Annotated in this window: 14 protein-coding genes; 6 read left to right on the top strand and 8 right to left on the bottom strand. The window is 69.5% G+C overall.

All coding sequences use genetic code 11. The features are described from left to right. The first annotated feature begins 23 nt into the window (after positions 1-23). Positions 24-695 carry a DUF4097 family beta strand repeat-containing protein gene (locus EDD92_RS49265; protein WP_123971075.1) on the top strand — a complete coding sequence of 224 codons (672 nt, stop codon included), beginning with the start codon at positions 24-26 and terminating at the stop codon, positions 693-695. A gap of 74 nt (positions 696-769) precedes the next feature. On the opposite strand, the gene ahcY is transcribed toward EDD92_RS49265, so the two are convergent. From ahcY to EDD92_RS49235, 6 genes are read right to left on the bottom strand one after another with little or no spacing between them, the layout of a single operon-like run. Beyond that, positions 770-2,200 carry an adenosylhomocysteinase gene (ahcY, locus tag EDD92_RS49260; RefSeq protein ID WP_123971006.1) on the bottom strand — a complete coding sequence of 477 codons (1,431 nt, stop codon included), beginning with the start codon at positions 2,198-2,200 and terminating at the stop codon, positions 770-772. Further along, complete coding sequence (metF, locus tag EDD92_RS49255) at positions 2,190-3,047, bottom strand: methylenetetrahydrofolate reductase [NAD(P)H] (RefSeq protein ID WP_123971005.1); 858 nt, start codon at positions 3,045-3,047, stop codon at positions 2,190-2,192. Before metF ends, ahcY begins: the two co-directional genes overlap by 11 nt. After that, entirely contained in the window at positions 3,044-6,520 is a 3,477-nt protein-coding gene (gene metH, locus EDD92_RS49250; protein ID WP_123971004.1) for a methionine synthase, read from the bottom strand. The genes metF and metH overlap by 4 nt, the downstream gene beginning before the upstream one ends. After that, positions 6,508-7,491: a carbohydrate kinase family protein gene (locus tag EDD92_RS49245; RefSeq protein ID WP_123971003.1), complete on the bottom strand. Its 984-nt coding sequence runs from the start codon at positions 7,489-7,491 to the stop codon at positions 6,508-6,510. Before EDD92_RS49245 ends, metH begins: the two co-directional genes overlap by 13 nt. Before the next feature lie 30 nt (positions 7,492-7,521). After that, entirely contained in the window at positions 7,522-8,730 is a 1,209-nt protein-coding gene (metK, locus tag EDD92_RS49240; protein ID WP_123971002.1) for a methionine adenosyltransferase, read from the bottom strand. 7 nt (positions 8,731-8,737) lie between these two features. Beyond that, positions 8,738-9,373: a hypothetical protein gene (locus EDD92_RS49235; RefSeq protein WP_123971001.1), complete on the bottom strand. Its 636-nt coding sequence runs from the start codon at positions 9,371-9,373 to the stop codon at positions 8,738-8,740. A gap of 321 nt (positions 9,374-9,694) precedes the next feature. Between EDD92_RS49235 and EDD92_RS49230 the strand changes: the two genes are divergently transcribed. From EDD92_RS49230 to EDD92_RS49215, 4 genes are all read left to right on the top strand, one after another. Beyond that, on the top strand, positions 9,695-10,456 hold the full coding sequence (locus EDD92_RS49230; protein ID WP_123971000.1) for a thioesterase II family protein: 762 nt from the start codon (positions 9,695-9,697) through the stop codon (positions 10,454-10,456). An 87-nt stretch (positions 10,457-10,543) separates the two neighbouring features. After that, positions 10,544-12,082: an FAD-dependent monooxygenase gene (locus EDD92_RS49225; RefSeq protein WP_123970999.1), complete on the top strand. Its 1,539-nt coding sequence runs from the start codon at positions 10,544-10,546 to the stop codon at positions 12,080-12,082. Positions 12,083-12,424: 342 nt separating this feature from the next. Next, positions 12,425-13,636 (top strand): cytochrome P450, encoded by a 1,212-nt coding sequence (locus EDD92_RS49220; protein WP_260327420.1) that lies wholly within the window; start codon positions 12,425-12,427, stop codon positions 13,634-13,636. 4 nt (positions 13,637-13,640) lie between these two features. Continuing rightward, on the top strand, positions 13,641-13,880 hold the full coding sequence (locus tag EDD92_RS49215) for a ferredoxin (protein WP_123970998.1): 240 nt from the start codon (positions 13,641-13,643) through the stop codon (positions 13,878-13,880). Positions 13,881-14,284: 404 nt separating this feature from the next. On the opposite strand, the gene EDD92_RS49210 is transcribed toward EDD92_RS49215, so the two are convergent. Beyond that, positions 14,285-15,067 carry a helix-turn-helix domain-containing protein gene (locus EDD92_RS49210; protein WP_123971073.1) on the bottom strand — a complete coding sequence of 261 codons (783 nt, stop codon included), beginning with the start codon at positions 15,065-15,067 and terminating at the stop codon, positions 14,285-14,287. Positions 15,068-15,341: 274 nt separating this feature from the next. On the opposite strand from EDD92_RS49210, the gene EDD92_RS49205 reads away from it, so the two are divergent. Next, complete coding sequence (locus EDD92_RS49205; protein ID WP_123970997.1) at positions 15,342-16,004, top strand: DUF4097 family beta strand repeat-containing protein; 663 nt, start codon at positions 15,342-15,344, stop codon at positions 16,002-16,004. Positions 16,005-16,386: 382 nt separating this feature from the next. Here the strand turns inward: EDD92_RS49205 and EDD92_RS49200 are convergent, their stop codons facing one another. Then, the gene (locus EDD92_RS49200; RefSeq protein ID WP_123970996.1) at positions 16,387-17,589 is read right to left on the bottom strand and encodes a cytochrome P450; all 1,203 of its coding nucleotides are present in this window, start codon (positions 17,587-17,589) and stop codon (positions 16,387-16,389) included. Between the last annotated feature and the right edge of the window lie 179 nt (positions 17,590-17,768).

The raw sequence follows: 17,768 nt of genomic DNA, 5'->3' as shown, positions 1-17,768 counted from the left end.
CCATGCAGAAGAACCAGAACACGATCCAGACGTTCGACGCCCCCGCCTCCATCACGGCCGTCCTGGACATCCCCATCGGACACATCCGGTTCATCGCCGCCGACCGCGCCGACGCCACCGTCCAGGTCCTGCCCGCCAACCCCGACAAGAGCCGCGACGTCAAGGCCGCGGAGCAGGTCAAGGTCGCCTACGACAACGGCGTCCTGCGGATCGAGAGCCCGGCTGAGAGGAACCGGATGCTCGGCCACCCCGGGTCCCTCGAGGTCACCGTCCAGCTGCCCGCCGGCTCCCGCGTCGACGCCAAGGCCGCAGTCGTCGAACTGAGCGGCGTCGGACGCCTCGGCGACGTCACCTTCGAGGGCGCGACGGGCACCGTCAAGCTCGACGAGACCGCAGGCGCCCGCCTCACCCTCGCCACCGGCGACATCACCGTCGGCCGCCTGAACGGCCCCGCCGAGATCAGCACCCAGAAGGGCGACCTCAGCGTCACCGAAGCCGTGCACGGCGCCGTCACCCTGACCACCCAGCACGGCCAGATCTCCGTCGGCGCCGCCCAGGGAGTCTCCGCCACCCTCAACGCCAGCACCGCCTACGGCCGGATCGACAACGCGCTCAAGAACAGCGACGGCGCCGGCGCAGGCCTCAACATCCACGCCACCACCTCCTACGGCGACATCACCGCCCGCAGCCTCTGACCGCTGATGTACGGCACCTGTGTGAGGGCGCTCATGCCACCGGCTGTGGTGGCATGAGCGCCCTCACGACGGTCTCAGTAGCGGTAGTGGTCCGACTTGTACGGGCCCTCGACCTGGACGCCGATGTACGCGGCCTGCTCGGGGCGGAGCGTGGTCAACTTCACGCCGAGCGAGTCCAGGTGGAGACGGGCGACCTTCTCGTCGAGGTGCTTGGGCAGCGTGTACACGCCGGTCGGGTACTCGTCGGGCTTGGTGAACAGCTCGATCTGGGCCAGGGTCTGGTCCGCGAAGGAGTTGGACATCACGAACGACGGGTGGCCGGTGGCGTTGCCCAGGTTCAGCAGACGACCCTCGGACAGGATGATGATCACCTTGCCGTCGGGGAACGTCCAGGTGTGGACCTGCGGCTTGACCTCGTCCTTGACGATGCCCGGGATCCTGGCGAGGCCGGCCATGTCGATCTCGTTGTCGAAGTGGCCGATGTTGCCGACGATCGCCTGGTGCTTCATCTTGGCCATGTCCGAGGCCATGATGATGTCCTTGTTGCCGGTCGTGGTGACGAAGATGTCGGCCTTGTCGACGACCTCGTCCAGCGTCGTGACCTGGTAGCCGTCCATCGCCGCCTGCAGGGCGCAGATCGGGTCGATCTCGGTCACGATGACGCGGGCACCCTGCCCGCGCAGGGACTCCGCACAGCCCTTGCCCACGTCGCCGTAGCCGCACACGACCGCGGTCTTGCCGCCGATGAGGACGTCGGTGGCGCGGTTGATGCCGTCGATCAGGGAGTGGCGGCAGCCGTACTTGTTGTCGAACTTCGACTTGGTGACGGCGTCGTTGACGTTGATCGCCGGGAACAGAAGGACACCGTCGCGCTGCATCTCGTACAGACGGTGCACGCCGGTGGTGGTCTCCTCGGTCACCCCGCGGATCTCCGAGGCGATGGCGGTCCAGTCGAGCGAACTCGCCTTCAGCAGGGCGGCCACGGCCTCCAGTTCCTCGTTGTCGGCCGGGGGCAGCTCCCCGGTCTTCTGGTACTCGACACCCTTGTGGACCAGGAGGGTGGCGTCACCGCCGTCGTCCAGGATCATGTTCGGACCGCCGGTGGGGCTGTCCGGCCAGGTCAGCGCCTGCTCCGTGCACCACCAGTACTCCTGCGCGGTCTCGCCCTTCCAGGCGAAGACCGGGACGCCCTGCGGGTTGTCGGGCGTGCCGTTCGGGCCGACGGCGATGGCGGCGGCCGCGTGGTCCTGGGTGGAGAAGATGTTGCAGGACGCCCAGCGGACCTGCGCGCCCAGGGCGACCAGGGTCTCGATGAGCACGGCGGTCTGCACGGTCATGTGCAGCGAACCGGTCACCCGCGCGCCGGCCAGGGGCTGGGCCTCGGCGTATTCCTTGCGGATCGCCATCAGGCCGGGCATCTCGTGCTCGGCGAGGGTGATCTCCTTGCGGCCGAACTCGGCCAGGGAGAGGTCGGCGACCTTGAAATCCGCGAAATCAGGCGACACGAATGCTCCTTGAACTCATGACGTTACGGTGGATGTCCAGGGCCGCGGTGGACCTGTTCAGGGTGATGTAGTGCAGTCCTGGCGCGCCCTCGGCGAGCAGGCGTTCGGCCATGGCGGTGGCGTACTCGACGCCGATGCGGTGGCCCGTGGCGGGGTCGTCCCGAGCGGCTTCCAGGTGGTGGGCCAGGTCCACGGGGAAGGCCGCGTCGCTCAGTTCGGCGAACCGGCGGATCTGGCGTACGTCGGTGGCGGGCATGATCTCGGGGACGATCGGGATGTCGCATCCGGCTGCGGCCACCCGGTCGCGCAGCCGCAGATAGTCCTCGACGTGGAAGAACATCTGCGTGATGGCGTAGTCGGCGCCGGCGCGGCACTTGGCCACGAAATGCCGGATGTCGGCGTCCCAGTCCGACGAGCGGGGATGCAGCTCGGGGAAGGCGGCGACGCCGATGGTGAAGTTCCCCAGGGAACGGACGAGTTCGACCAGCTGGTACGCGTGGGTGAAGCCGTCCGGGTGCGGCACCCACGGTCCTTTGGGGGCGCCCGGAGGATCGCCACGCAGGGCGAGGACGTCTCTGATGCCGGCATCGGCGTAGGCGCCGATGATGTGCCTCAGCTCGGCCACCGAGTGGCCCACGGCGGTGAGATGCGCGACCGGGCGCAGGATGGTCTCCGCCGCGATCCGCCGGGTGACCTCGATGGTCCGGTCCCGGGAGGAACCGCCCGCGCCGTACGTCACGGAGACGAAGTCCGGCCGCAGCGCCTCTACTCGGCGGATCGCCTGCCACAGCGTCCGCTCGCCGGCGGCCGTCTTCGGCGGGAAGAACTCGAAGGAAAAGGTCGTCATGCGCGGCCTCCCGCGTTGAAGTAGCCGGCCTGCGGGTGGTGGACGACGATCGCGTCGGTGGACTGCTCCGGGTGGAGCTGGAACTCCTCGGACAGGTGCACGCCGATCCGCTCGGGCTTCAGCAGCTCCGCGATCTTCGCGCGGTCCTCCAGGTCCGGGCAGGCCGGATAGCCCAGCGAGTAGCGGCACCCCTGGTACTCGGTGCGGAACATGCCGTCCAGCGAACCGGGATCGCCTGCCGCGATGCCGAGTTCGGAACGGACGCGGGCGTGCCAGTACTCGGCGAGCGCCTCCGCCAACTGCACGGACAGGCCGTGCAGTTCGAGGTAGTCGCGGTAGGCGTTGGCCTCGAACATGCGGGCCGTCTCCTCGCCGATCCGCGAGCCGACGGTGACGACCTGCAGGCCGACGACGTCGGTCTCCCCCGCCTCCTGCGTGCGGAAGAAGTCCGCGAGGCACAGGCGGCGGCCGCGGCGCTGGCGCGGGAAGGTGAAGCGGGTGCGCTCGCCACCGTGCTCGTCCAGGATGATCAGGTCGTCGTCCTTGGAGACGCACGGGAAGTAGCCGTAGACCACGGCCGCTTCGAGGAGGCTCTCCGTCTGGAGCCGGTCCAGCAGGCCGCGCAGCCGGGGCCGGCCCTCGCTCTCGACCAGGTCCTTCGTCAGCCCCCACTGGCCCCGGAAGAGGGCCGTCTCGTCCAGCCAGCTCGCGTACTCCTTGAGCTGGATGCCCTTGATGACGCGGGTGCCCCAGAAGGGCGGGGTGGGGAGGGGGTTGTCGGTGGCCACGTCCGAGCGGACGTGGCCCTCCTGCGGACGCTCCTCGACCTCGACGGAGGCCGTCGCCCGGACCCGGCGCTGCTTGAGTTCCGGCAGCTTGGCGCCGGGCACGCCGCGCTTGACGCCGATCAGCGCGTCCATCAGCCGCAGGCCCTCGAACGCATCGCGGGCGTAGCGGACCTCGCCCTGGTAGATCTCGTGCAGGTCCTGCTCCACGTACGCGCGGGTGAGGGCCGCACCGCCGAGGATGACCGGGAAGTCGGCCGCCAGGCCGCGCTGGTTGAGCTCCTCCAGGTTCTCCTTCATGATCACCGTGGACTTCACCAGCAGCCCGGACATGCCGATGACGTCGGCGCGGTGTTCCTCGGCGGCCTCCAGGATCGCCGAGACCGGCTGCTTGATGCCGAGGTTGACGACGTTGTAGCCGTTGTTCGACAAGATGATGTCGACGAGGTTCTTGCCGATGTCGTGCACATCCCCGCGCACGGTGGCCAGCACGATGGTGCCCTTGCCGGCCTCGTCGCCCTCGACCTTCTCCATGTGCGGTTCGAGGTGGGCGACGGCCGTCTTCATCACCTCCGCGGACTGCAGCACGAACGGCAGCTGCATCTGCCCGGAACCGAACAGCTCACCGACGACCTTCATGCCGTCCAGCAGCGTCTCGTTGACGATGTCCAGGGCCTTGCGGGTCTCCAGCGCCGCGTCGAGATCGGCCTCCAGACCGTTCTTCTCACCATCGATGATGCGCCGCTTGAGACGCTCCTCCAGCGGCAGCGCGGCCAGCTCCTCGGCCTTGCCCGCCTTCAGCGACTTCGCCGTGGCGCCCTCGAACAGCGCCATCAGCTTCTGCAGGGGGTCGTAGCCCTCGGCCCGCCGGTCGTAGATGAGGTCGAGGGCCGTGGTGACCTCTTCCTCGCTGAAGCGGGCGATCGGCAGGATCTTCGAGGCGTGCACGATCGCCGAGTCCAGGCCCGCCTTGACACACTCGTCCAGGAAGACCGAGTTGAGCAGCATGCGGGCGGCCGGATTGAGACCGAAGGAGATGTTCGACAGACCCAGCGTGGTCTGCACGTCCGGGTGCCGGCGCTTGAGCTCACGGATCGCCTCGATGGTGGCGATACCGTCCTTGCGCGACTCCTCCTGACCGGTGCAGATGGTGAACGTCAGGGTGTCGATGAGGATGTCCGACTCGTGGATGCCCCAGGTCCCGGTCAGGTCGTCGATCAGCCGCTCGGCGATGGCGACCTTGTGCTCGGGGGTGCGGGCCTGGCCCTCCTCGTCGATGGTCAGCGCAATCAGCGCCGCGCCGTGCTCCTGGGCGAGCTTGGTGACCTTCGCGAAGCGGGACTCGGGGCCGTCGCCGTCCTCGTAGTTGACGGAGTTGATGACCGCGCGGCCGCCGAGCTTCTCCAGCCCCGCCCGCAGGACATCGACCTCGGTGGAGTCCAGCACGATCGGCAGCGTCGAGGCGGTCGCGAAGCGGCCCGCCAGCTCCTCCATGTCCGCCACGCCGTCCCGGCCGACATAGTCCACGCACAAATCCAGCATGTGCGCGCCCTCGCGGATCTGGTCACGGGCCATCTCCACACAGTCGTCCCAGCGGCCGGCCAGCATGGCCTCACGGAACTTCTTCGACCCGTTGGCGTTGGTCCGCTCACCGATCGCCAGATACGCGGTGTCCTGACGGAACGGCACACTCTGATACAGGGAGGCAGCCCCCGGCTCGGGCTGCGGGTCACGCTCGCCCGGGGCGAGGGTCCGCACCCGCTCGACGACCTGCCGCAGATGCTCCGGAGTCGTGCCGCAACAGCCCCCGATCAGGGAGAGCCCGTAGTCGAGGACGAAGTTCTCCTGCGCATCCGCCAGCCCCTCGGGCCCCAGCGGGAAGTGCGCGCCGTCCTTGGTGAGCACCGGCAGGCCCGCATTCGGCATGCACAGCAGCGGAATACGGGAATGCCGGGTCAGATAGCGCAGATGCTCACTCATCTCGGCCGGCCCGGTCGAGCAGTTCAGGCCGATCATGTCGATGCCCAGCGGCTCCAGCGCCGTCAGCGCGGCACCGATCTCCGAGCCCAGCAGCATGGTGCCGGTCGTCTCGAACGCCATCGACACCAGCAACGGCACATCCGAACCGGTCGCCTCCATGGCGCGGCGGGCACCGAGCACCGACGCCTTCGTCTGCAACAAGTCCTGCGTGGTCTCCACGATCAGGGCATCCGCACCACCCGCGAGCAGACCCTCGGCATTGGCCTGATAACCGTCACGGATCGTGGCGTAACCGACATGGCCGAGGGTCGGCAGCTTGGTGCCCGGGCCGATCGAGCCCAGCACCCAGCGCGCACGGCCGTCACGGGCCGCGAACTCGTCCGCCACCTCACGGGCGATCCGGGCACCCGCCTCCGACAACTCGTGCACCCGCTCCGCGATCTCGTACTCCGCCGCGGCCGTGTGATTCGCACCGAAGGTGTTGGTCTCCACACAGTCCACACCAGCCGCGAAGTACTCCTCATGGACCGAACGCACGATGTCCGGCCGGGTGACGTTCAAAACCTCGTTGCAGCCCTCCAACTGCTGGAAGTCCTCCAGGGTCGGGTCGTGGGCCTGCAGCATGGTGCCCATCGCTCCGTCGGCGACCACCACCCGGGTGGCGAGCGCCTCGCGGAGGGTTTCGCCGCCTCCGGTCACCGCGGGCATGGCACGCCTCCCAGATGTGCCGCCAGGTCCTCGGCCGCCTCCGTGCCATAGGACGCGGCGACGACGGTGGTGAGCCGGCCGGGGTCGGGTTCATAGGCCTGGGAACCCACCTCGGACAGCGCCAGTGAGGCCATGGCACAGCCGAGCTGGGCCGCGCGCGGCCGGTTCAGGCCCCAGGCGAGGGCCGCGAGGAAGCCCGCCCGGAAGGCGTCGCCGACTCCCGTCGGGTCGACGACCGGGACACCGGCGACGGCGGGCACGGTGAACGCCGGACGATCCGCCTCCTCGACCCGGACCCCGTCGGGGCCGAGCGTGGTGACCCAGGCGCCCACGTGTCCGAGGACGTCGTCGTGGCTCCAGCCGGTGCGTTCCAGCAGCAGGGTCGCCTCGTACTCGTTGGTGAACAGCCAGCGTGCCCCGGTCACCAGAGTGCGTGTCCGGTCGCGGTCGAGGCTGGCCAACTGCTGGGAGGGGTCGGCCGCGAAGGCGATGCCGAGCGCACGGCAGCGCGCGGTGTGACGCAGCATGGCCTCGGGGTCGTCGGGCGCCACGACCACGAGGTCGGGACGCGGATCGAGGCGCCCGAGGTCGATGTCACGGGCCTCGGTCATGGCGCCGGCGTAGAACGCGGCTATCTGGTTGGCGTCCTGGTCCGTGAGACACAGGAACCGGGCCGTCTGCCGCAGGGCGGAGACGTGTACGGCGCCGGTGTCGACGCCATGCTCCTTCAGCCACACCTCGTACTCGCCGAAGTCGCTGCCGACCGCGCCGACGAGCACGGGACTCAGCCCCAGCCCGCCGAGCCCGTAGGAGATGTTGGCGGCGACCCCGCCGCGGCGCACCTCCAGGTCGTCGGCCAGGAACGACAGCGACACACGGTCGAGCCGGCCGGGGATCAGCTGGTCCACGATCCGGCCGGGGAATGTCATCAGGTGGTCGGTGGCGATGGAGCCGGTCACCGCGATGCGCATGGGAACTCCCGTCCCTGTAGGCCCGGCCGGTCAGCGGCCGGCGGCGGCGTTGAGCTGATCGGCACGGTCGGTGCGCTCCCAGGTGAACTCGGGCAGCTCACGGCCGAAGTGGCCGTACGCGGCGGTGCGCGCGTAGATCGGCCGCAGCAGGTCGAGATCGCGGATGACGGCGGCCGGGCGCAGGTCGAACACCTCGCTGATGGCCCGCTCGATCACGGCGCGCGGCATGTGTTCCGTACCGAAGGTCTCGACGAACAGGCCGACCGGCTCGGCCTTGCCGATCGCGTACGCGACCTGCACCTCACAGCGCTCGGCGAGGTCCGCCGCGACCACGTTCTTGGCGACCCAGCGCATCGCGTAGGCGGCCGAGCGGTCCACCTTGGACGGGTCCTTGCCGGAGAACGCGCCGCCGCCGTGGCGGGCCATGCCGCCATAGGTGTCGATGATGATCTTGCGGCCGGTCAGGCCGGCGTCTCCCATCGGGCCGCCGATCTCGAACCGGCCGGTGGGGTTGACGAGCAACCGGTAGCCGTCGGTCTCCAGCTTGATGCCGTCCTCGGCCAGCCGGGCCAGCACGGGCTCCACGACCTGCCGGCGGATGTCCGGTGTCAGCAGGTGGTCGAGGTCGATGCCGGACGCGTGCTGGGAGGAGACCACCACCGTGTCCAGGCGTACCGGGCGGTCGTCCTGGTACTCGATGGTGACCTGGGTCTTGCCGTCGGGGCGCAGATAGGGCACCACGCCGTCCTTGCGCACCTCGGCGAGCCGGCGCGACAGCCGGTGCGCCAGCTCGATGGGCAGGGGCATCAGGGTGGGCGTCTCGCGGGTGGCGTATCCGAACATCAGGCCCTGGTCCCCGGCACCCTGCGCGGCAAGGGCGTCGTCGCTGTCACCGAGCCGCTTCTCGTACGCGCTGTCCACGCCCTGGGCGATGTCGGGTGACTGGGCCCCGATGGACACCGACACCCCGCACGAGGCGCCGTCGAAGCCCTTGGCCGACGAGTCGTAGCCGATGTCCAGGACGGTCTTGCGGACGATTCCGGGGATGTCCGCGTAGGCGGAGGTGGTCACCTCCCCGGCGACGTGGACCTGGCCCGTGGTGATCAGGGTCTCCACCGCCACCCGAGAGGCCGGGTCCTCGCGCAGGAGGGCGTCCAGGACGGCGTCACTGACCTGGTCGGCGATCTTGTCGGGGTGGCCTTCGGTGACGGACTCGGAAGTGAAGAGCCGGGTTGCCATGTCTCTCCTAGGCGTGAGCGGTCGTGGTCCAACGTGCCGCCCGTGTCCGGGCGGTCGGCAGGCTCGCCGGGGGCGGCTGCGAGATCCGTGCGAAGCCGGCGACGGTGGCCGGGCGGGCGGCGGCAGGAACCGAGGACCCGGCCCAGGCCGCGCGTGTGCGGCGCCCCGAGGAGCTGCCGGTCCTGGGTCGGTCCGGTCGTCGGCGGGGGCGGGACGTGGGCGTCCGGCCGGCCGTACCGGGACACGTGACGCGGGCCCGGCCGGGAAGCATCCCCAGCAGCACCGGACGGCGCCGGGTCCGTATGTGTGCTGTCCTTCCCTGGCGGGTCTGCGGCGGGCACCAGGGTGGCTCTCGCCCGTCGAGGGCGGGTGGAGGACCGCTCGACGTCGCGGGCTCGGGTTCGAGGACGCTCGTACGAGTCCTCGAACCACGCCCTGTCACATCGCCGGCAGGCGCGACGGCCCTGACACGGGCGAGGGTGAGCAGGGCGGCGGTGACGGCGGACGATGTGTGCGCCCCCTCGGCGTGCCGCGCCCCGGTGGCCTTGTCGCCGCGCCCTCGGCGTATGGCGTCACGTATGGGCCCGAGTTCGGTGGCCTTGTTCCCCCGCCGCCCGGCCGGCTCGCCGTCCAGGGCAGTCATGGATTTCTCCTTGCGGCCGTCGTCATGAACTCCCGGCCGGCCTCCGCCAGGTGGCTCGAAGCCGGTCGGAGCGCTGGAACGCCCGCAGCGCAGGCTCTCCACCGCCCTGCGAGCACCTGTCGAGGGCACGGCGGGATGCTCAGGCATGAGCTGCGACGCGGACGGACACGAGCCCTCGCGGAGCCCCGGACCGCCCGTCGGCGCCCACATCCCCCGATGGGCACCGGCGGGCCTTCTTCCTGCCCGCTGCCGGTTCGGTCGGTCGGTGTGATCAGCAGCGGTAGTGGTGCGGTGCAGACGAGACGAAGGGACACACCAACGGTGAACAGCACGTGGTTCCGGCGCTTCACCACGGCCGCGGGGGATGGGCCGCGGCTCGTGTGCTTCCCGCATGCCGGGGGCTCCGCGACGGCGTACATGCAGCTGGCGCGTACCCTGCCTGCGACCTTCGACGTGGTGTCCGTTCAGTACCCAGGGCGCCAGGACCGGTACCTCGAGGCGCCGTTCACGGCCCTGGCCCCGCTTGTCGAGGCAGTGGCCGAGGCGCTGGCCGAGGAGCTGGCCGAGGACTCCGGACGGCCGTACGCCCTGTTCGGCCACAGCATGGGTGCGCTCGTCGCATTCGAGACGGCCCTGCTGCTCACCCAGGGTGAACTGCCCGGCCCCCAGCGGCTGTTCCTCTCCGGCCGGGGCGGGCCCGGCACCCGGGCCCGCGCCCGATACGACCTGTTCGACGACGCCGACGTGCTGGCCGACGTGCGGGGGCTCGGGGGCACCAACCAGGCCATGCTCGACGATCCTGAGGTCCTGGAGATGGTGCTGCCGGCGCTGCGCGCCGACTACCAGGCTCTGGGCACGTACACCTGGCGCGGTGGAGAGCCGCTCGCCGCTCCGATAACCGCCCTGGTCGGGGACCGCGACCCCATGGTGACGGTCCGGGAGGCCCGGACATGGCAGGAGCACACCACCGGCGGCTTCGATCTGAAGGTCTTCCCCGGCGGCCACTTCTACCTCGTCGACCACATCGGCCAGGTCGCCGCAGCCGTCACCGACGGGCTGCTCGCCGGCACCGCCGCTCCCTGAGCAGCCGGGCAGCACAGCGAAGACCGTCCCGCCCCCGCCCCGCCCGGGCGGAGGTGATGCAACGAAGTCAGAGGGCACGAGGGCACGATGCAACGAGGGGGAAACGACGTGGGAAACACCGGTATCGACACGGACGTCGTCATCGCGGGCGCCGGGCCGACGGGCCTGATGCTCGCCTGCGAGCTACGGCTGGCGAACGTCGACGTGGTGGTCGTCGAGCGGCTCGCGGAGCGGACGGGCGAGTCGCGGGCCGGCGGGATACATTCCCGCACCCTGGAGGTGCTGGACCAGCGCGGAATCCTGGATCGCTTCCTGGCGGCCGGCGAACTGCAGCCGGTGGGCCATTTCTCCGGCCTTTATCTGGAATTCGACGAGTCGGAATCCAGGCACGCCTACCCGCTGATGATCCTGCAGTCCGACATCGAGCGGCTGCTGGAGGAGTGGGCCGCGGAGCTTGGCGTGCGGGTGCGCAGGTCGTCCGAGGTGAGCGGGATCCACCAGGACGAGGCCGGCGTGACGGTCGAACTGCGTACACAGGAGGCGGCACCTGCGACGCTGCGTGCCCGCTACCTCGTGGGCTGTGACGGCGGACGCAGCACGGTGCGCAAGCTGGCGGGCATCGACTTCCCCGGCACCGAGGCCACCATGACCGCGCTGATCGGCGACGTCGAACTGCCGGATCTGCCCGAGGACTACGTCTGGGTGCGGCGCTGCACGGGCGGCGACTACTCGGCGATCGCCTTCGAGCCGGGCTGGTACCGGGTGATCGCCTCCGAGTACGACCACGTCGCGGACCGCGACGCACCCGCGACGTTCGAGCAGCTCCGGGAGTCACTGGTCCGGCTCGCGGGCACCGACTTCGGCATGCACAGCCCGCGGTGGGTCTCCCGGTTCAACGACGCCGCACGGCAGGCCGCCCAGTACCGGGCGGGCCGGGTGCTGCTCGCGGGCGACGCGGCGCACATCCACTTCCCGGCCGGCGGGCAAGGGCTGAACATGGGCGTACAGGACGCGGTCAACCTCGGCTGGAAGCTCGCCTCGGTGGTGCGCGGCCAGGCTCCGGAGAGTCTGCTGGACAGCTACCACGCCGAGCGCCACCCCGTCGGGGAGCGCGTTCTGCACAACACCCGGGCGCAGTCGGCCCTGGCCCGCCCCGGCGCCCAGACGGACGCACTGCGCGAGGTGTTCGGCTCGCTCCTCGTGTTCGACGACGTCAACCGGCATCTGTGCGGCATGCTCACCGCACTGGACATCCGGTACCCCGTCGACGGTGACCATCCGCTGGCGGGCCGCCGGGTCCCCGACGCAGACCTCAAGACGCCTGACGGCGCCACCCGCGTCCACGAGTTGCTGCACGCCGCTCGCCCCGTGCTGCTCGACCTGCGCGGCAGCGCCGAGGTGGCGGCGGTCGCGAAGGCGTGGGCCGATCGCGTCGACCTCGTCGAGGGCCGGAGCGAGGACGACCGCTGGGCCGTCCCGGCCGTCGGTGAGATCCCCGCTCCTGCCGCGCTCCTGATCCGCCCCGACGGCCATGTCGCCTGGGCGGCGGCCGCCGACGGCGCGCCCGGCACTTCCGCACTGCGGACCGCCCTCACCACCTGGTTCGGCCCGGCCCTGCAGAAATGAGGCACGACCCGAAATGACCGTTTCGTGAGATTCCTTTACCGATCCCGGATTCAGGCTTTTCAGCTCAGCGGGAGAACTTCGCACTTGAACTCTTCTCGCTGTCCCGTCGACGGGACAAAATACCTTGAATGGCGGCGACGAATGCGTGGCGATTCTCGTTTGTTTGCGCTGCCTCTATGCCGTGGTGTCGGCCAGACGGTTAAAGTCGGGTGCGAGCCTGCATTCCGGCTCGGATTGTGATCTGGTTGGCAATTCTGCTCGTAGACAAACTCGCTTCATTGTCAGAGGGGAAGGTCCTCCGTTGATGTCGCCCACAACACCGTTGCCATGGAGGGTGTACGAATGACCGAGCAGCTGATCGAGCTGATGCTGCAGCCCTCGACTCGAACCCAGGAAAGCCCCATCGAGCCGTCCCCGGCATGGCGGGAACTGCAGGAGTCCGCGCCGGTTCACCGGGTGAAACTGCCGGACGGCCACTATGCCTGGATAGTCACCGAATACCAGCTGATACGGAAAGTGCTGGCCGATCACAAGCGGTTCAGTGCTCGCTACGAGCTGTGGCACCTTCCCTTCCCGTTCGTCGAGGAGGGGGGCACCCTGCCGCCGGCGACGGTCGGTGACCCTTCGGGGATCGACCCGCCGCACCACACCCGGATCCGCCAGGCCGTGACCGGTCTGTTCACCGTCCGGCGCATGCGGCAGCTGACCGAACGCATCGAGAAGATGACGATCGAGCATCTGGACGCCATGGAGAAGCTGACTCCGCCGGTGGACCTGGTGAAGGTGTTCGCGGAGGCCATTCCGTCGCTGACGATCTGCGAACTGCTTGCCGTACCGGAGGACCGCCGCGACGAATTCCTCAAGCAGGCCCGGACCGTGATGAGCTGGGACGTCAGCCTCGAGGAGCGGGGCGCCGCCCACACAGCGGTCCACGACTACCTCCGCAGCCTGGTCGTGGAGAAGCGGGCGAACCCGACGGACGACATGCTGAGCGACCTGGCCGCCACGGAGCTGACCCTCGACGAGATCGCGGGATTCTGCGCGTTCCTGCTGGGCGCCGGGATGGACACGACGTCCAACATGATCGCGACCGGCATGCTCGTGCTGTTCTCCCACCCGGACCAGCTCGCCGCGCTGCGGGACGACCTGACCTTGATCGACGCCGCGGTCGAGGAGCTGCTCCGTTACCTGAGCGTGGCGGACATGACGTTCCGGACCGCGCTGGAGGACGTCGAGCTGGGCGGCCAGACCGTCAAGGCGGGGGAAACGCTGGTGTTCTCCCTCGCGGTGGGCAACCGGGACCCCAAGAAGTACCCCGACCCGGATCGGCTCGACCTGCACCGGAAGCCCTCTGGCCACCTGGCCTTCTCCCACGGCGTCCACCAGTGCCTGGGGCAGCAGCTCGCCCGCGTCGAGATGCGGGTCACCATTCCCGCGCTGCTGGAGCGCTTCCCGTCACTACGGCTGGCCGCCGCGGCCGAGGAGATCCCCATGCGCACCCGCGAGAACATCTACGGCGTCTGGAACCTGCCGGTCGCGTGGGAGGTGGAGTAGCGCCGTGAAACTCGTCGTCGACCCAAGCCGCTGCGTCGGTGCCGGCATGTGCGCCCTCATCGCACCCGAGTATTTCGACCAGGATGAGGAAGGGCGAGTAGAACCGCTTCGGACGGTGGATGCCATCGACGAATCCGTCCGCCGCGCTGCGGACTCCTGCCCTTCCGGGGCCGTGAGGGTCATTGTCGAACCTCGACCGGCATCGGACACGGATGCCGAGCACAGCCCCAGGTCGCCCCGATAGACGCGGACAGGCATCGCACGGAACCACGCCGTCGAGCCGCTGCCGCCGGATTGGGCTCGGCCATGCCTGTCTCCACGCTCACGCCGCCGTCCGGGCCCCGGTGCTTTCCGAGGCCTTGACGGCGCAGAACGCCCGGAGGCTGCCGGCGTGGTCGAGCCTGTCGTTCTTGCCCGTGCGGCCTCCCACATGGTGCTTCTTGTGGTGCTTCCTACCGAAGGAGCGGGCGCCGGGGCGGAACCGGCGCAGGCGCACCGCTCGCGGTCGTCGCCGGCCTCGGCGAGCGCCCGGGCGCCCGGCTGGACGCCGAGACCGGGGAAGCCGAGGGGTACGTCAGCGTCCGGGCGCCGAGAGAGGAGCGGACGGCTACGGCCGGGGCGCCGGCGATCTGCAAGGCCCGCTTCGTCTCATGCGGTGGCCGTCGGGACGGCGGTCTGCCCGTCGTCCCTCTTCGGCTTGCCGGTGCCGTCCGAGGTCGTTTCGGCTCTGGTGTAGAGGACCTCGCGGCCCTGCTCCGCGGCGCGGATGAGCCCCTCGCTGACGAAGTCGAGGAAGCGGGCGGCATTCTCGAGACGGGTGGCGGCCGGGGTGCCGCGGCCGAGGATGCCGACGCCCTGGCGTGCGGTCTCGATGAACTGGTCGTTCGCCCGTGCGCTGCGGATCATCGACTGGTACCAGAGATCGTCGTCGACGACGTAGCGCTCGCGGCGGCGTTCGTCACGTTCCCGGCGGACGAGGTCCAGGCTCTCGAGGAACGTGATCGCCTTGGAGATGGACGCCGGGCTGACCGTGAGGCGCTGGGCGAGTTCGGAGGCGGTGAGGCTGCCGGTGTCGGTGGTGTAGAGGCAGCCCAGCACCCGGGCCATCATCTTGGGCAGGCCCGAGGTCATGAAGACGGTGGTGAGGGTCTCCTGGTAGTCGCGCACGGCCTCGGCGTCGCGTCCGTAGCCCTGCGGGAGCGCCTGCGCGTCCCCGGGTACGGCCTGCCTGCGCCGGTGGGTGCGCTGCTGGGTGGCGCGGTGGGCCAGGTCGGCGCGGTAGCCGGTGGGGCCGCCGTTCCGTGTCACCTCACGCGTGATGGTGGAGGTGGGACGGTCGAGACGGCGGGCGATCTCGGCGTAGGCCAGGTTGTCGGCCAGCCCCAGCGCGATCTGCTGGCGCTCCTGTTGGGTGAGCCTGCCTCCCGGCATCACGGCCCCTTCCTGCCCCACGGGTACTCCATGGTGCTGCTCGGTGTTCCTGCCCGGTGTTCCCTGACGCCTCCACCATAGCGTTCATCTTCAATGTATTGCAACGGCTGGCTACTGCGATCGTTGCGTTAAACGAGAAGACGTTGCAACGATTATCTAGCCCTCACCTGCATAGATGCCGCTTCTTAGCAAATGTCTTGTTGCTTCAATCAGGAAAGCAACGTAGCGTTTCCAGTGTTCGGAACAACGATCCGCAAGCACAAGGGAGAGCACGATGCAGAAGTTCGACACCCCCGCCCCGATCTCCGCCGTCCTGGGCATCCCCGCGGGACGCGTCCAGTTCATCGCCGCGGACCGGGCCGACACCACGGTCGAGGTCCTGCCCGCGAACGCCTCGAAGGGCCGCGACGTGAAGGCGGCGGAGCAGACCACGGTCGAATACGCCGACGGAGTCCTGCGGATCGGGAATCCGGCGAAGAACCAGTACTTCGGCCCCTCCGGAGCCGTCGAGGTGACGGTCAAGCTGCCCGCCGGTTCCCGGGTCGAGGCCAAGGCCGCCAGCGCCGAGCTCCGGACCGTCGGCCGCCTCGGCGACGTCGACTTCGAAGGCGCGTACCACCAGATCAAGCTGGACGAGGCTGCGAGCGTCCGCCTCACCGCGGTCGACGGCGACGTCGAGGTCGGCCGGCTGGGCGGCCCCGCCGAGATCAGCACCGCGAGGGGCGACATCCGGATCATCGAGGCCACGGGCGGCAAGGTCGTGCTCCGCACCCAGTCCGGCGACATCTCGGTCGGCGCCGCCGCCGGCGTCTCGGCCGCCCTGGACGCCGGCACCAGCCACGGCCGCATCAGCAACGCCCTCAAGAACGACGGCACCGCCGAACTCGACATCCACGCCACCACCCCCAACGGCGACATCACCGCCCGCAGCCTCTGAGGAACAGAACCATGACCAACCTGGCCATCACGGCCAACGGGTTGCGCGAGTCCTACCGCGGCATGGACGCGGGGATTCGACCGGCTGCTCACCGGCGAGGAGAACCCACCATTCAGCAGGTTCTCCTCGCCGCGGCGCCACACCCGGGCGGGGAGGCAGCGTTCACGTCCGGCAGTCGTCCGGCGAAATCGTATGAGACAGAGGTACGGGCCGGCGCTGTGGCGCGCGGGTTTCCTGCCCTGGCGGCCCATGGGGCGACAGCGCACGGTCGGTGTCGGCGAGTTGCCCGCCGTAGCGGCTGTGACACCAAAGATGATCTCCAGCTACGAAACCCTTGCCGGAGCCACGTTCAGACGGAGGATGTCGACGGACATCCTCAGCCTCACCAGGTGACCGGCATGCTCTTGACCCCGGCCATGGAGGCGGTACCGCCCAGCGCGATCTCCTCCTGCGGCACCGCGAGCCGCAGGTTCGGGAAGCGGTTGAGCAGCGCCGGAAGCGCCACCCGCAGCTCGACCCTGGCGAGCTGCTGGCCGATGCACTGGTGGATGCCGTGACTGAAGGCGATCTGGCTGACCGCGTCGCGCCCGATCTCCAGGGTGTCCGGACTCGAGAAGTACTTGGGGTCGCGGTTGGCCTGCGCCAGGGACAGCGTGATGGTCTCGCCCTTGCTGATGAGCGTTCCGTCCAGCTCCACGTCCTCCAGCGCGGTTCGGATGATGACCGGCACGATGGTGAGGTAGCGAAGCAGCTCCTCGACAGCGGATTCGGTCTTGCTCGGATCGGCGCGCAGCGCGGCGAGTTGCTCGGGGTTGTTGAGCAGGGCCCAGGTGCCGAGCGAGATCATGCTCGACGTGGTTTCCAGGCCGGCGCCGAGCAGCATGACGCCGATGTTGGCCAGTTCCTGGTCGGTGAGGTCGCTCTTGGTGAGGCCGCTGAGCATGTCGTCGGTGGGGTTGGCGCGCTTGTCCAGGACGAGTCGGCCGATGTAGGCCTGGAGGTCGGTGATCGCCTTCGTCCAGTCTTCGGCCGAGATGGTCTCGCCGGGCCTGCTGGCGGTGATCACGATCGCGTCGCGCAGGAAGGCTTCCTGGTCCTCGAAGGGGACGCCGAGCATCTCGCAGATCATCGCGGTGGGCACCGGCAGCGAGAAGGCCTCCACCAGGTCGGTCGGGGGGCCGACCCGCTCCATCTCGTCGAGCCGGGCGGCGGTGACCTGTTCGATCCGTTCGGTGAGCTTGCGTATGCGGCGCACGGTGAACTCGCCGGCCAGCAGCCGCCGGTAGCGGTTGTGTTCCGGCGCGTCCATACCAGTGAAGTCACCGGGCTCGGCAGGCGGGTAGGGGCCGACCGTGCCGGTCTCGTAGGGCAGGTGCAGCAGGTCATAGCGGATGCTGAACCGCGGATCGGCGAGGACCGCACGCGACACGTCACGGGTGGTGGTGAGCCAGCCGATGTGCCCGTCGGGATAGGCGAGCCTGCTCAGTGCGGGACGTTCGCGAAGCTCGGCAGGAGGGTCAAACGGACAGCCACCGGGCCGTTCGACCGGCAGGGTGGGGATGTCCGAGCGTTCCGTGGTGTCCATAGCGCAACACTTGCCCACATGACGTGCCATCACAATGCCTTGCCTGCCGCCTTGGCACTGCGTGGCGCCGTTCTGGTAATCGGCCTTGACACGCTCCCTCACGCGTCGATCCCGCTTGGCGGGCCGAGTCGGCTCCACGAGTGGGGACCGGGCCGGAACCCCGCCTGGCCCGGCCGCCG

It is taken from the genome of Streptomyces sp. TLI_185 (assembly GCF_003814765.1).
Lineage (GTDB): Bacteria > Actinomycetota > Actinomycetes > Streptomycetales > Streptomycetaceae > Streptomyces.
The sequence above is the reverse complement of the archived record's forward strand: the minus strand, read 5'-3'. Positions and strand labels throughout refer to the sequence as shown.

What these genes read in the sequence shown, in the direction of transcription:
- metF (WP_123971005.1), bottom strand. Translation starts at nt 3,047, where the DNA reads ATGACGACCTTTTCCTTCGAGTTCTTCCCGCCGAAGACGGCCGCCGGC.
- metH (WP_123971004.1), bottom strand. Translation starts at nt 6,520, where the DNA reads ATGCCCGCGGTGACCGGAGGCGGCGAAACCCTCCGCGAGGCGCTCGCC.
- EDD92_RS49245 (WP_123971003.1), bottom strand. Translation starts at nt 7,491, where the DNA reads ATGCGCATCGCGGTGACCGGCTCCATCGCCACCGACCACCTGATGACA.
- metK (WP_123971002.1), bottom strand. Translation starts at nt 8,730, where the DNA reads ATGGCAACCCGGCTCTTCACTTCCGAGTCCGTCACCGAAGGCCACCCC.
- EDD92_RS49235 (WP_123971001.1), bottom strand. Translation starts at nt 9,373, where the DNA reads ATGACTGCCCTGGACGGCGAGCCGGCCGGGCGGCGGGGGAACAAGGCC.
- EDD92_RS49225 (WP_123970999.1), top strand. Translation starts at nt 10,544, where the DNA reads ATGCAACGAGGGGGAAACGACGTGGGAAACACCGGTATCGACACGGAC.
- EDD92_RS49220 (WP_260327420.1), top strand. Translation starts at nt 12,425, where the DNA reads ATGACCGAGCAGCTGATCGAGCTGATGCTGCAGCCCTCGACTCGAACC.
- EDD92_RS49210 (WP_123971073.1), bottom strand. Translation starts at nt 15,067, where the DNA reads ATGCCGGGAGGCAGGCTCACCCAACAGGAGCGCCAGCAGATCGCGCTG.
- EDD92_RS49205 (WP_123970997.1), top strand. Translation starts at nt 15,342, where the DNA reads ATGCAGAAGTTCGACACCCCCGCCCCGATCTCCGCCGTCCTGGGCATC.
- EDD92_RS49200 (WP_123970996.1), bottom strand. Translation starts at nt 17,589, where the DNA reads ATGGACACCACGGAACGCTCGGACATCCCCACCCTGCCGGTCGAACGG.